The 14123-nt window shown below is 72.8% G+C and carries 13 protein-coding genes; 3 read left to right on the forward strand and 10 right to left on the reverse strand.

The window, feature by feature from the left end:
* Positions 1–137 precede the first annotated feature (137 nt).
* Both AC3IX6_RS00140 and AC3IX6_RS00145 read left to right on the forward strand, forming a co-directional pair.
* Complete coding sequence (locus AC3IX6_RS00140; RefSeq protein WP_489368095.1) at positions 138–848, forward strand: response regulator transcription factor; 711 nt, start codon at positions 138–140, stop codon at positions 846–848.
* Positions 845–2503, forward strand: a complete 1659-nt coding sequence (locus AC3IX6_RS00145; RefSeq protein ID WP_489368096.1) for a sensor histidine kinase — start codon at positions 845–847, stop codon at positions 2501–2503. Before AC3IX6_RS00140 ends, AC3IX6_RS00145 begins: the two co-directional genes overlap by 4 nt.
* 94 nt (positions 2504–2597) lie before the next feature.
* Here the strand turns inward: AC3IX6_RS00145 and AC3IX6_RS00150 are convergent, their stop codons facing one another.
* From AC3IX6_RS00150 to AC3IX6_RS00195, 10 genes are all read right to left on the reverse strand, one after another.
* A complete protein-coding gene (locus AC3IX6_RS00150) occupies positions 2598–2960 on the reverse strand; it encodes an SH3 domain-containing protein (RefSeq protein ID WP_489368097.1) in 363 nt (120 codons plus the stop codon).
* Between the two features lie 477 nt (positions 2961–3437).
* Positions 3438–4661, reverse strand: coding sequence for an ABC transporter permease (locus AC3IX6_RS00155; RefSeq protein WP_489368098.1), 1224 nt, complete (start codon positions 4659–4661; stop codon positions 3438–3440).
* Positions 4658–5527, reverse strand: a complete 870-nt coding sequence (locus AC3IX6_RS00160; RefSeq protein WP_489368099.1) for an ABC transporter ATP-binding protein — start codon at positions 5525–5527, stop codon at positions 4658–4660. Before AC3IX6_RS00160 ends, AC3IX6_RS00155 begins: the two co-directional genes overlap by 4 nt.
* On the reverse strand, positions 5524–6957 hold the full coding sequence (locus tag AC3IX6_RS00165) for a peptidoglycan-binding protein (protein ID WP_489368100.1): 1434 nt from the start codon (positions 6955–6957) through the stop codon (positions 5524–5526). Before AC3IX6_RS00165 ends, AC3IX6_RS00160 begins: the two co-directional genes overlap by 4 nt.
* Positions 6958–7031: 74 nt before the next feature.
* Positions 7032–7652 carry a hypothetical protein gene (locus AC3IX6_RS00170; RefSeq protein WP_489368101.1) on the reverse strand — a complete coding sequence of 207 codons (621 nt, stop codon included), beginning with the start codon at positions 7650–7652 and terminating at the stop codon, positions 7032–7034.
* A 147-nt stretch (positions 7653–7799) separates the two neighbouring features.
* A complete protein-coding gene (locus AC3IX6_RS00175; RefSeq protein WP_489368102.1) occupies positions 7800–8462 on the reverse strand; it encodes a response regulator transcription factor in 663 nt (220 codons plus the stop codon).
* Complete coding sequence (locus AC3IX6_RS00180; protein WP_489371698.1) at positions 8459–9628, reverse strand: sensor histidine kinase; 1170 nt, start codon at positions 9626–9628, stop codon at positions 8459–8461. Before AC3IX6_RS00180 ends, AC3IX6_RS00175 begins: the two co-directional genes overlap by 4 nt.
* Positions 9629–9748: 120 nt before the next feature.
* The gene (locus AC3IX6_RS00185) at positions 9749–11818 is read right to left on the reverse strand and encodes an MMPL family transporter (protein ID WP_489368103.1); all 2070 of its coding nucleotides are present in this window, start codon (positions 11816–11818) and stop codon (positions 9749–9751) included.
* A gap of 266 nt (positions 11819–12084) precedes the next feature.
* Entirely contained in the window at positions 12085–12801 is a 717-nt protein-coding gene (locus tag AC3IX6_RS00190) for a cation efflux transmembrane domain-containing protein (protein ID WP_489368104.1), read from the reverse strand.
* On the reverse strand, positions 12801–13136 hold the full coding sequence (locus AC3IX6_RS00195) for an ArsR/SmtB family transcription factor (RefSeq protein ID WP_489368105.1): 336 nt from the start codon (positions 13134–13136) through the stop codon (positions 12801–12803). Before AC3IX6_RS00195 ends, AC3IX6_RS00190 begins: the two co-directional genes overlap by 1 nt.
* Before the next feature lie 101 nt (positions 13137–13237).
* On the opposite strand from AC3IX6_RS00195, the gene AC3IX6_RS00200 reads away from it, so the two are divergent.
* Positions 13238–14068, forward strand: coding sequence for an alpha/beta fold hydrolase (locus tag AC3IX6_RS00200; protein ID WP_489368106.1), 831 nt, complete (start codon positions 13238–13240; stop codon positions 14066–14068).
* Positions 14069–14123: the final 55 nt, after the last annotated feature.

Genomic DNA, 14123 nt, shown 5'->3' on the forward strand with positions numbered 1-14123 from the left:
CCGGAGAGGCGGGGGCGCGTCGCGGACCAGTTGCGGTGGGTTTTGGTGAGGCGTCGGTGTGACCGCTGCCTTGGGCGTGTAATAACGTTGTCCCGTCGCCTTCTGAGTGAATTCCTGGTTCGGGGTGGGGGAAATCGGTGAGTGCACGCATTCTGGTCGCCGAGGACGATGAAAAGCAGTCACGGCTCGTGCGGATCTATCTGGAGCGGGAGGGAAATTCCGTCCAGGTCGTGGCCGATGGGCGCAGTGCGCTGGAAAGTGCGCGGGCCGGCCGGCCGGATCTCATCGTCCTCGACGTGATGCTGCCGTACGTCGACGGGCTCGACGTGTGCCGCATTCTGCGGGCCGAGGGCTCCGAGGTGCCGATCCTGCTGCTCACCGCCCGGAGCACCGAGGAGGACCTGCTCCTCGGCCTCGACCTCGGCGCCGACGACTATCTCACCAAGCCCTACAGTCCGCGCGAGCTCACCGCCCGGGTCCGGGCGCTGCTCCGCCGGTCCCATACGGCCGGCGCGGGCGCCGCCAGGCCGGGCCCGTTGCGGGTCGGCGCCCTCGAACTGGACCCCGCACGCTTCGAGGTGCACGTCGCCGGACGGCCGGTGGGGCTCACCGCCAAGGAGTTCGCCCTCCTGGAGGTCCTCGCCCGCGAACCGGGGCGGGTCTTCACCCGGGCCCAGCTCATCGAGCACGTCTTCAGCCTGGACCGGGGCGTCCTCGAACGGACGGTCGACGCCCATGTGATGAACCTGCGGCGGAAGCTGGAGACGGACCCGGGGCGGCCGCGGCTGCTCGAGACGGTGTACGGGCGGGGGTATCGGCTCGCCGACGGCACCGGGGCGGGCGCGTGAGCTTCCGGGTCCGGGTGTTCGCGCTCTTCCTCCTCGTCGTGGTGACCGCCACCGCCGCGACCGCGTGGCTGACACTCGCTCAGGTCACCCGTCAGGTACGGGAGTCGGCCGCCGCCGATCGGCAGGTCGTCGCGGGGATCACCGAGGAGCTGAGGCAGTACGCGCTGGGCCACGGGACCTGGGACGGTGTCGGCGGGACCGTGCGGGCACTCGCGCGGGACACCGGGCAGCGGATCCGGATCACCGACGCGACCGGCACGCAGCTCGCCGACTCCGACGTGCTGCTCGGCCGTGAGCCCCGGGCCGGCGGCACCGCGGCCCCGCTGTTCGTCGATCCGCGCCCCGAACCGGTCTTCCCCGGCGGCGGATTCGTCCCCTCGCAGCCCAAGATGACGGCCTCGGCCATCGAGCAGTACACGCAGAGCGTGACGTACGCGGCCTGTCTGACCCGGGCCGGCCGGGCCGTCACCATGAGTGTCGCCGCCCTCGGCGTACCCGACTACGCGGACGCGGGCACGGGCCCGGCCGAGAGCGGTGCGGCCTGCACCCGGCCGGCCGCCGTCGGTGACCCCGCCGAGCTGCGCGAGAACGGCGCCGCCATCGAAGCCGCCTGCGGCCGCCTGGAGGGAGCCGCGCGCACGGACTGCCTGCGCCGGATGTTCGCCGAGCGGACCGCGAAGGTCGCCCCACAGCCGCTCACCGTCCGGCTCGGCGCGCTCGACGGCACCGGGCGCTCGCTGGCCGCCGGCCCCACCGCCGCCGTCGCCGCCGCCGTCGCCGCCGCCGCGGCCTTGGGGGCGCTGCTGCTGAGCCGGGCCGTGCTCCGGCCGGTCCGGGCGCTGACCGCCGCCGCCCGCGGGCTCGGCGAGGGGGACCTGGCCCGCCGGGTGCCGGAGGCCGGAAAGGACGAGATCGCCGAGCTCGGGCGCTCCTTCAATCGCATGGCCGGCTCGCTCCAGGCCAGCGAAGAGCGGCAGCGGCGCATGGTCGGCGACATCGCGCACGAACTGCGCACGCCGCTGGCCAATCTGCGCGGCTATCTGGAGGCGTTGCGCGACGGGGTCCTGACGGCCGATCCCGAACTGCTCGACTCGCTCCACGAGGAGGTGTTGCTCCAGCAGCGGATCGTGGACGACCTGCAGGACCTGGCACTCGCGGAGGCCGGCGTCCTCACCTACCACCGTGCGGGCGTCGACGCGCGCGTGCTGGCCGAGGCGTGCCGTACGGCGCACGGCGCCCTCGCCGCGGCGGCCGGGGTGGAGCTCTCGGCGGCCGTCCCGCCGGCGCCGGTACGGCTGTACGGCGATCCGGGGCGGCTGCGACAGGCGCTCAGCAACCTGGTGGGCAACGCGGTGCGGCATACGGCTCCGGGAGGCAGCGTACGGATCGAGGTGACCGAACGGGACGGGCTGGCGCGGATCGCGGTGAGGGACACCGGCAGCGGAATCCCGGCGACCGATCTGCCCCACCTGTTCGACCGGTTCTGGCGGGCGGACGCGGCGCGCGGCCGGACCACCGGAGGCAGCGGGCTCGGGCTCTCGATCGCCCGTCAGATCGTGGCGGACCACCAGGGTGGGATCGAGGTCGAGAGCGAAGTGGGGGCGGGAACGGTGTTCACGGTCGCGCTGCCCGTGCGGGGCGGCGCGAGCCCGTGACCCGGTCGGTCCCCCGGTCACGCGACGGACCACGTGACCAGGGGACCGGGTCACGTGGTCCGTGGACCGGTCACCGGCGGGCCGAGGAACGGGGTCAGCAGCGGGAGGTGGCTCCCCAGCCGTTCAGCAGGCTGTCCTTGATCCAGCCCTGGTACCCGGTCGCGTAGTTCCTGATGTGCGACCAGGTGCCGTTCTCACCGTCCACCCAGCAGTCGTAGCGCAGGCTGTGGCTCATCTGGGCCTGGCCGAGGGCAGTACAGCCGGTGGACGGACCGGAGCGGATGTTCACCGCGTTGGAGTTGGTGCCGCCGGTGCTGCCGTCCTTGACGCTCCAACCGGGAGTGCTGCACGCGGTCGCGCCGGAGGGCGCGGCGACGGCAGTGGCGGGCAGGACCATACCGCCGGTGGCTGCGGCGATACCGATGGCCGCCGCGGCGACCTTCATCCGAAGATTCATTCTGTCTCCCTGAACTCGTGGATTTTCCGCCGAGCTGGTGCGCCGGGCGGTCAGTTCGTTCGGGTACAGGAAGAAGAGTTGCCGTGAGGCGCGCTTTGTTCAATGCCTCACGATGCGCCCGGTCGCTTTTCAGAAATGTCCGGTGCGTATCATTCCGGGGGCCGCCGAAGGAGTCCGGCCATAGTGGCCAATTCTCTGTGGAATTCCGGTTGGGGCGATCCCCGGCACCCCTGGGCGAGAGCGGAACGATCCGCTTCTCAGGACCCTTCCGTTCCGGGCGGCGAAGGGCGGAATCGGGACGGCAGACGGTTCCCAGGGCATGTTGGCCGCTTCCGGACCGAGGTGGGGCCGGTTCCGCACGAGGGTGGGACGTTCCGTGTGACGGTGGGATGGGTTTCGTACGAGGGCGGGGTCCCGGCGGGCGGCCTCCGGGGCCGGGCGGGCGGCCCGGGACAACGGCCAGGTGCCGGACAGCGGTCAGGTGCCGGACAGGGCCTCTGTCGGGGCGAGCCGGCTGGCCCGTACCGCCGGATAGAGCCCCGCGATCATCCCGATCACCAGCGTCGCGGCGACGCCCGTGCCCGTCGCCCACACCGGCACCACCGTCGGCCAGCCCCGCGAGAGCGCGTACGCGGCCGTGATCACCGTTCCCAGGACGGTGCCGCCGAGGCCGCCGAGCAGCGAGAGCAGCAGCGACTCGGTCACGAACTGGATGCGGATCTGGCCCTTGGTCGCGCCGAGCGCGCGGCGCAGGCCGATCTCGGGACGACGCTCCAGGACGGAGATGACCATGGTGTTGCCGACCCCGACTCCGCCGACGAGGAGCGCCACCCCGCCGAGGCCGAGGAGCAGTCCGGTCAGCGCGGACTCGGTGGCCTCGCGGGCCGCGAGCGCGTCGGAGGGGCGGGAAACCTGCACCTCGCCCGAGGCCGCGGGGTTGGCGGTGGCCGCGAGCACCGACCGTACGGCCCCGATCTGCTGGTCCTCGGCCCTTACGTACACGGTGGACGGGTGGCCGTCGAAGCGCAGGTACGTGCGTGCGGCCGGCCAGCCGACGAGTGCGGCGCCGTCCAGCTCGGGGGCCAGCGGGACCGGATCGAGAACGCCGACCAGCGAGAACCAGTGGCCGCCCAGCCATACCCGGGTACCCGGGGTGTACACGTCGAGGCGCTGGGCGGCGGTCGCGCCGAGGACCACGGCCGGGTACTGCTCGGTCGTGGCGTCCAGCCAGCGGCCCCGGTCGAGCCGCCCGCCGACCACCGGGAGCAGCTCGCGCCCGGCGGCGAGCACGGTGAGCGACCCGGTGCGGCCGACGGCGATCCGCTCGTTGCGGTAGACGTGGGCATCGGTCGAGCCGGTGGCGGCGACGCTCTGCACGGGCGGGATCCGCCCCATCATGGCGGTCGCCTCCTGCGGCAGCCGCGTCGTGCCGCCCCCGAGCCGGCTGCCCGGGGTGACCCGCAGGAGATTGGTCCCGAGCGCGTCGAGCCGCCGGTCCACCTCGGCCTGCCCGGACCCGGAGATCCCGACCACGGCGATCATGGCGGCGACCCCGATGGCGATCCCGAGCGCGGACAGGAACACCCGCAGCGGCCTGGTCCGCAGCCCGGTGCTGCCGAGTCGCACGACGTCGGCGGGGCGCAGGCGTGCCGCCTGCAACCGCGCGCCACCGCGCCGTGCCGGAGGGGGAAGGAGCGTCATGGGGTCGCCTCGGGGCTGAGGGGCGCGAGCGGGCCGGAGGGCGCGTGCGCCTCTGAGGGCGGGTGGGTGGCTGAGGGCGGGTGGGTGTCGGGATGGGGGTCAGCGTCCGGGGCGTACGGGGCGGGCTCCGGGGCCGGATCCCGGGCGGGAGCGGCGGCCCCGCGGGCAGGTCCCGAGTCCGCGACCACGCGGCCGTCGCGCATTTCGATGCGGCGGGGAAGCCCGGCGGCGATCTCACGGTCATGGGTGATGATCACCACGGTCGTGCCGGCCCTGTGCAGTTCGCGCAGCAGGTCGAGTACGGCGGCGCCGGAGGCCGAGTCGAGGTTTCCGGTCGGTTCGTCGGCGAGCAGGACCGCGGGGTCGCCGACCACCGCCCGCGCCACGGCCACCCGCTGGCGTTCGCCGCCGGACAGCTGGTGAGGAAGGTGGTGGACGCGGTGGCTGAGGCCCACCCGGTCGAGGGCCGCCGCCGCGATCGCCCTGCGGCGGCGCGCCGGGACGCCCGTGTACAGCAGGCCGTCGGCCACCGCTTCCAGGACGGGCACGCCGATCGCCAGGTGGAACTGCTGGAAGACGAAGCCGATCCGGGTCGCCCGCAGCGCCGACACCTCGCGGTCCGACAGCGCCGCGACATCGTGGCCGTCGACCAGGACCCGGCCCGCGGTGGGCCGGTCCAGGCTGCCCATCAGGTTGAGCACGCTGGACTTGCCAGAGCCCGACGGGCCGACGATCGCGATGAATTCGCCGCGTCCGATGGTCAGGCTGACGTCCCGAACCGCCGCCACCCCGCCCGGGTACGTCTTGGAGACCGCGTCGAAGCGCACGACCTCCTCGGGGCGGTCCTCGGGAGGTTCCGGGCTCACTCGGGGAACCTCACCTTCATGCCCTCGCGCACGGCGGGCCCGGAGACCTCCACCTTGCCGTCGGCGAACAGGCCCGTCTGCACCGCTACGAACCTGCCGTCGGGGGTCTCCAGACCGTGGCCGCCCTCCGCGAGCGCGACGAGCGCGGCGACCGGGACGGCGAGGACGCCTCGGCGCTCCTTTCCCACGTACGAGACGCCGACCGGGCCGCTCTCCAGGCGGCCCAGGGCCTCTTGGTCGGCGATGACGACGGTCACCGGGACGGTCGCGCGCGCCGCATCGGTGCCGCCGCCCTGTCCGCCGCCTCCGTCCCCGCCACCTCCACCCCCGCTGTCGGGACCCGCGGTCGCGCTGGTGCCCACCGACGCCACCTCGCCCGGGGCCTCGCGCCCGTCGGGCAGCGTGACGGTGACCGCCGTACCACGGACGGCCCAGGACGCCTCCTGCGCCGAGGCGTTGACCACGACCTTGCGGGCCGTGCCGGTGTGGGTGAGCGCGTTCTCGCCGACCGCGGAGCCGAGCCGGACGCCGGCGTGGCCGATCCGGACCTGGCCGGCCGAATAGATGACGTCACCGATGCCGACCCGGCCGGTCTGGGGCAGGCCCAGGGACTTCTGCCAGCGCTTGACCGCCGTGGCGGTGCCGGCGGTGAACTCCTCGTCCACGGTGAAGCCGGTGTAGCCGAGCGCGGCGAGGTTCTGCTCGAACTGCATGACGTCCATGCCGCGCAGGGGGCGGGTGGGGGCGCCGGGAGCGGAGTCGGTGCCGGTGGCCGTGCCCGTACGGGTGCCCGTACTCGTGGCCGTGCCTCCGCCCTTGCCCGAGCTTCCGCTCGGTTCCGTACTGCCGCCCGAGCCACCCCCTCCCCGACCGTTCCCCGGCGTCGGCGTCGGCGTCGGCGTCGGCGTCGGCGTCGGCGTCGGCGTCGGCGTCGGTATCGGCGTCGCCGGCTCCTGGCCCAGGCCCAGTTCGCGGAACATCGGCAGCGCGCCGTACAGCAGCACCACGGGGCGGTCGTCCACGCGGAGCAGGGGACCGCCGCGGTCGACGATCGTGCCGGGCTCCGGCAGCCAGGTGACCGTGCCGGTCGCCTTGACCGGCAGCGGTATCTCGGCTCCGAAGCCCAACTGGCCCTCCACCAGCGTCCGTTCGATCAGGTTCTCCTTGGTCACCTGGACGGTGGAGTCTGAGCGGGCCGGGGCTCCGGGGTCATCGGTCCCGCCGCCGAGGCCGAGGGCGCCGACGACCGCGACCGCGGCAACGAGTGCGACGGTGCCCGCCACGAGGACGGTACGGCCGCGGCCGGGGCCGCCGGCCGGGGCGGCGATCCCCTCCGCCACCGCGTCGGCCGTACGTTCCGGCTCTGCCGGCTCCGGATCCGTCTGCTTCGGATCCGCCCGTTCCGGATCCGAAGGCTCCAGATCAGTCATGCCCGAAGTCCTGTCCATGCTCGGCCCCACCTCACTCCCATCCCCCAACCCCACCCCTGCTCCAGCCCCTGGTTTCAGCCCTTGCCCGGGCCGGTGTCGACTGGGTCGCCGATGATCGAGGCGCAGGCGCGGGTGGCCCGCTTGGCGCCGGCCGAGTTCTGGTCCCACATCGCCTTGCCCGAGTTGTCGTCCTCGGCATAGCCGTCGGGGCCCGGGTCGGGGAAGTCCGGGGCGCCGTTCTTCTGCATGCAGTCGGCGTAGTCGCGCTGGGTCTTGACCTGCGCGGGCGTGAGCTTGGGGCGCAGCAGCCGTTCCACCGCCTTGGGTACGGTCACCCGGAGGTCGGCGCACTTCTCGGAGGCGGTCCGGAACTTCGGGTCGCTCTTCAGCGCGCTACCGTCGCCCGTCTCGACCTGGCCCTTGGCGTCGGGGTCCGGCAGGTCGACGCCGTTCTGGCGCATGCACCCGACCCACTTGCGCTGGGCGTCCACGTACGCGGCGACCTCGCCCTGCGCGCCGCCCTGGCCGCCGCTCCCGGCGGTGCTCTCCCCGCCGGCCTGCGTCGCCGCGGGCGACGAGGTGCTGTCGCCGGCCGTCGGGATCTTCTTCGCGTCGTTCCCGCTTCCGCAGCCGGCCAGCGCGAGCGCCAGGACCGGCGCCGCGAGCGTCGCCATCAGCAACCGGTTGGTCCTCATGGGTTCTTCCACTCCTCACCTCGGGTCGGGCACGACCGTAGGGCGGGGTGATGAAGAACCTTTGAAGAACCTGTCAGGCGGATATGGGGTCACGTCCGGGCTACGTGTCCAGGTCAACGTCTCCCCCGGTCTCGCCGACGCACCCGCTCACACTCCCGGACGCACCAACCCGGACTCGTAGGCCACGATGACCAGTTGCGCCCTGTCCCGTGCGCCCAGCTTGCCCATGATGCGGCTGACGTGCGTCTTGGCGGTCAGTGGGCTGAGGCCGAGGGTCTCGCCGATCTCCGTGTTGTTGAGGCCGCACGCGACGAGGGTGAGGACCTCGCGCTCGCGGTCGGTGAGGCATTCGGGGCCGGCCTCGGGCGGCGCTGCCGTGGGGCTGCGCAGGAAGCGGGCGATGAGCCGGGAGGTCGGTCCGGGCGAGAGGAGGGCCTCCCCTGCGGCCACCGTGCGGATCGCCTCCAGGAGTTCGGCCGGACGCGTGTCCTTGACCAGGAAGCCGGAGGCCCCGGCGCGCAGGGCATCGACGATGTGCTCGTCCGTGTCATAGGTGGTGAGCACGAGCACCTTCACGCCGGCCAGATCCTCGTCCGCGGCGATCAGCCGGGTGGCCTCGATGCCGTCGAGGTCGGGCATGCGGATGTCCATCACCACCAAGTCGGCGCGTTCCTGACGGGCCAGCGCGACGGCCTCCCGGCCGGTGCCGGCCTGCCCGACGACCGTCATGTCCGGAGACGACTCGAGGAGCATCGCGAACGCGGCCCGAACGAGCGCCTGGTCGTCGGCGAGCAGAACGCGGATGGTCACAGGTTGCCTCCCAGCGGCAGTACGGCACTGACCTCGAAACCCTTGCCTGGAAGTGGCCCGGCGTCCAGCGTTCCGCCCACACTGCGCGCCCGTTCTCGCATGCCGACGAGCCCGAACCCCGGCGTGCCCCCGCCCGTGCCGGTCCCGTCGTCGGTGACGGTGACCCGCAGGGAGCCTTCCCCGGCGCGCACACCGACCCGGATGCCGAGGTCCTGTCTGCCGCCGTGGCGTACGGCGTTGGTGAGTGCCTCCTGCACGATCCGGTAGGCGGCCGCGCCGACGGCCGCGGGCGGCACCTCGTCGGTGGTGACCGTCAGGTCCACCTCGGCCCCGGAGACCCGGGCGGCCTCCACGAGACCTTGCAGCCCCTGCAGGTCGGGCAGCGGGTCGCGGGCGTCGCGGGTGCCGTGCTCGCGCAGCACCTCCAGGGTGGTGCGCAGTTCACCGCGGGCGGTTCGGCAGGTCTCGGCTATGTCGTCGAGCGACTTGGCGACGGCCTTGCGGTCCAGGCGCCCGGGGTCTGCGTTCAGGATGTGCGCGGCGACGGAGGTCTGCACGCCGATCAGGGTGATGCTGTGCGCGAGCAGGTCGTGCAGGTCTCGGGCAATGCGCAGCCGTTCCTCGGCGACCCGGCGGCGGACCTCCTCCTCGCGCGTGCGTTCGGCGCGTACGGCGCGCTCGACGACTGCGGCGACGTACTGCCGGTAGAAGCGCAGGGCGATGCCGATGAAGACCACGGCGAACACCCAGCCGGAGATGCGCAGCGCCTCGGCGGCCTGCTTCCTGTTGACGACCATCATGACGCTCAGCGCCACGGTCATGGCCGTGCTGGTGGCGAGCAGGGTGTACAGGGGCCGGCAGATGACGGCGACGCTGTACAACACGACGACCGAGACCGGGAAGGGAGCGGCGTGATTGTTGTCCAGGGCGTGGTACGGCAGGAGCAGGGCGCCTTCCGCGGCCAGCGCCACCAGCGGGTGGCGCCGCCGCCACAGGACCGGCAGCTGCGCCGCGATCAGCAGGAGCCAGCCCAGCGCGTCGGGCCGCCGGGCCGGGTCGGTGGCGAGGGCGAGGAGCACGGCCAGGGCCGTGAGGGCGAGGGCGAGCAGGACGTCCTTGCGGGTCACGTGCTGGGCGGTGCGCGGGTCGCGGTTGATCACCGTCATGATCCGGTCGCCTACATGGGGTTTGCGTTCTGCTTCGGGCACGGGTTCATCCTCCGTCACGTGGGCGCCCCTTCCACAAGGGAGGGGCGCCCACGGGGTTCACACGGGGTCGGGAAGGTGTCAGACGCGCTCCGGCTCCCGGAGCACGGCTTCAGGCGACGGTGCGTTCGACATCGGGCCGGGCCACCACACCTTCCGGCCGAGGGCGACGCTGGCGCTGGTGACGAGGTAGGTGCGGACGAGGAAGGTGTCGAGGAGCACACCGACCGCGATGACGAAGCCGAGCTGGACCAGCGCGACGAGGCCCATGTTCATCAGCACCGCGAAGGTGGCCGCGAGGACGAGGCCCGCGGAGGCGATGACACCGCCGGTGGTGCGCAGGGCGGTGAGCGCGGCCGCGGCGGGCTCGGCGCCGCCCAGGGATTCCTCCCGCATGCGGTGCATCAGGAAGATGCCGTAGTCGACGCCGAGGGCCACCAGGAACACGAAGGACAGCAGGCCGAGGGCGGGGTCGGTGCCCTGGAAGCCGAACAGCGGCTCGAACACCAGCCCGCCGATGCCGAGGGATGCACCCCAGACCGCGACCACGGCGGCGACCAGCACCAGCGGGGCGACGAGGGAGCGCAGCAGGACGATCAGGATGAGCAGGACGGAGAGGAGGACGATCGGTACGACGATCTTCTGGTCACGGGCGTTGGTCTTCTCCAGGTCGATCTGCTGGGCGCTGGGTCCGCCCACGAGTGAGCCGTCCAGCTTGTCGCGCAGGCTCTGGATCGTGCGGGTCTCGGCGTCCGTCTGCGGCAGTGCGGAAGCGACCACGGACACCTCGGTCCAGCCCTCCCCCGTCCGGCCGATACGGGCGGAGGCGACGCCCTCGGTAGAGGTGGCCGCCTCGAGGGTGGCTTCGCTTCGGCCGGCCGGAGTCATGACGGTGATGGGCTGGCTGGAGCTGTCCGGGTAGGCGTCGGCCAGGGTCAGCATGGCGGAGACGGACTCCGGCCGGTCGACGAAGGCGTCCTCCTGCTTGAGGTCGCCGGGCAGGTTCAGGGCGCCGAGGGCGAGCGCCCCCAGCGTGAAGGCGCCGGCGACGAGGACGGTCACCGGGCGGCGTCCGGCGGAGCTGCCCATCGCCGAGAACAGCGAGCGGCGCTCCTTGGGGGTGCTGCCGAAGGCCGGGATGAGCGGCCAGAACACGCGGCGGCCGGCCAGGACCAGGACGGCGGGCAGCAGGCTGAGCATGGCGATCAGCGCGCACAGCACGCCGACGGTGCCGAGGGGGCCCATGGCGCGGTTGGAGTTGAGGTCTGCGGCGAGCAGGCAGAGCAGGCCGACTGCGACGGTGCCGGAGGAGGCGATCACGGCGGGCCCGCAGCCGCGCAGGGCGGCCGCCATGGCCTCGTACGGACGCTCGATGCGGCGCAGTTCCTCGCGGTAGCGGGAAACGATGAGCAGGGCGTAGTCGGTGCCGGCACCGAAGGCCAGGATGGTCATGATGCTGGTGCCCGCGCCCGAGATGGAGGTGCCGAAGGCCTGGTTGAGGCCGTAGGCGACGCCCATGGCCAGGTAGTCGGCGATGCCGGCGACGATGAGCGGGATCAGCCAGAGCACGGGGCTGCGGTAGATGAGGATCAGCAGGATGGCGACGACGGCGACCGTGGTGTAGAGCAGGGGGCCGCCGAGGGAGTCGTACACCTTCTTGGCATCGCGGGTGACCGCGCCGGGGCCGCCGACCTCGACGGTGAGGCCATCGGCGGAGCGGGCGGTCTCCCTGATGTCGTCGACGAACTTGTTTCGCAGCGCGTCGTCGGCACCGGGTTCGTTGCTGACGACCGGATACATGAGCGTCGTGCCGTCCTCGGAGGGCACGCCCTTCGGGGTGTCGGTCAGCTCGTGCTCGGCGGCGATCTGCCCGATCTGCCGCTCGGCGGTCGCGCGGTCGGCGGCGGTGAGGGCCCCGTCGCGCTGGTAGACGAGGACGAGCTCGGTGCTCTCACCGCCGGGCAGCCGCTCCTGGAGTTTGGCCACCTGGGTGGAGTCGGCGTTCGCGGGCAGATAGTCGGTGACGCCGTCGCGCGTGACGTCGGCGAGCTTTCCGGCGAACGGCGCGGCGACCGCGAGCACGGCGACCCACAGCGCGAGCACCAGCCAGGGCAGTGCTCGTCGCTGTCTCTGTGTAAGTCCGGCCCCCATGTTCGGGCCTCCCTCCGGTCCTGATGTCTTGGTGTCCTTCCAAGACTCCCGGCGGGCGGAGGCCCGATCGTCGCGCTTGAGATCGAGTTCGCAGGTACTGCCGGGGGTGGCCCGGCGAGCGGATTACTCCCGCGGGAGTACGGACGGCATCGAGGGCCCTCGCTGAGGTCACCCAGCAGGTCGCTTCCCGCAACCTCGCGTCCCGGCACCCGAGTGACATCCCAACTGGGCGGCGAACGCCTTCGAAGCGGGTGACATGGCCACTGTCACGAGCAGCAGGTGCAGCCGGGCTCGCATCCGCACGCGTCCGTCCGAGCTGCTGCCGCCGCAGGGGGCTGCGCGTGCGCGGAGGGTGCGCAGCAGCCCTTGCCCTGCCAGGTGTCGCGGCCTTCCTTGAGGGCGATGGCGGCGATGACGAGGGCGGCGATGGGGTCGGCCCAGGACCAGCCGAGGGTGGCGTTGAGGAGCAGGCCGACGAGGAGGACGGCGGAGAGGTACGTGCAGAGCAGGGTCTGTTGGGAGTCGGCGACCGCGCTGGCGGAGCCGAGTTCGCGGCCGGCCTTGCGTTGGGCCGCCGAGAGGAACGGCATGATCGCGAGGGAGAGGGCGGCGATGACGATGCCGGGGACGGAGCGTTCGGCCTCGCCGGTCGCGGTCAGCGCCCGCACGGCGTCGAAGGCTACGTAGGCGGCCAGGGCGAAGAAGGAGACCGCGATGATCCGCAGCGTGGTCTTCTCCCGGGCGTCGCGTACGGCATGGTCGTCGGCGGAGAACTGCCAGGCGACCGCGGCGGCCGAGGAGACCTCGATGATCGAGTCGAGGCCGAAGCCGATGAGCGCGGTGGAGGAGGCCATGGTGCCGGCGGTGAGCGCGACGATCGCTTCGACGACGTTGTAGGTGATCGTCGCGGCGACCAGGAACCGGATGCGGCGGGCGAGCGCGTCGCGGCGGGCCGGGGACGGCCCCAGGGATATCGAGGTCATCAGCAGCAGCCCTGCGCGGCGGCGTCCGGGCAGGTCTGGTCGTTCTCCACCGCGACCACAGCGGCGAGCAGGTGATCCAGGGCGTGGCCCAGGCGGGCGTCGGCGAGCTCGTATCGGGTGCGGCGGCCGTCGGGGGCGGCGACGACCAGGCCGCAGTCCCGTAGGCAGGCGAGGTGGTTCGACAGTCTCGTTCGGGAGACGCCGAGCGCGTCGGCGAGGTCGGAGGGGTAGGCCGGCGCCTCGCGCAGCGCGAGGAGGACGCGGCAGCGGATCGGGTCGGCGAGCGCGCGGCCGAAGCGGGCCAGCACCTCGATGTCAGGGGCAACGGTGAGCACCCTCCGACAGTACAGCGACTCCTGAATTCACGAGATCATGGACTCTTGTCTCCTGGACGGGCATCCTTCCCTGACACATCAGCACGGATCAGGGGGCGCTCATGGAGTCGGTGGTCGTGGACGGGGTGCGGATCGCGTACGAGCGAACGGGGCGGGGCCGGCCCGTGGTGCTGGCCGGCGGCACGGGGATGCCGCCGGTGGCATGGGAGTTGTGCGGGGTCCGCGCGGACCTGGTGCGGGCGGGTTTCGAGGTGATCACCTATGCCGCACGCGGTGTTGCCCCTTCCGACGCGCCTTCGGCGGTGTGCTCGATGGCGGACCTGGCCGGGGACCTGGCGGGGCTGATGGACGCCCTGGACCTGAGCGGCACCGCGCTGGTCGGGTACTCGCTGGGGAGCTTCACCGTCGAGCTGTTGGCCCGTACCCGGCCCGATCTGGTGGCCTCCGCGGTGCTCATGGCGGGCGCCGGACCGGTCACCGGGGTCCTCGACGCGATGCTGGACGCGGAGGCGGAGCTGATCGCCGCGACCGGCCGTCTGCCCGCGGCGTTCACGCGCCTGCAGACCCTGCTCTCCAGCCTGCCGCCGGCAGTCCTGCGTGAGGACGAGGAGCAGACCCGCGCCTGGCTGGAACTGCTCGGAGCCCAGGAAGACCTCTGGACGTCGTCCGACGGGGAGGTCGGCCAGGCCACCGCAGCCGAAGCGTGGTTGCGCGACCCGCATCGCATGGCCGCGCTCGCCGACCTCGCCATCCCCGTGCTGGTGCTGGGCTTCGAGCACGACCTCTACTTCCCGCCGCACGCGTCGAAGGCCGCCGCCGACGCCCTGCCGCGCGGGGAGTTCGCGGTCATCGCCGGCGCTGCGCACGGAGGACTGCTCACCCACCCGAAGGAAACCGGCGCCGCGCTCCTCGCGTTCCTGACCCGCCAGTGACCAGGCCCCGATCCGGGCCGGCGGCGACACCCTTGGAAGCTCGTCGCCACCGGCG

This window comes from Streptomyces sp. GL_141 (assembly GCF_057834385.1).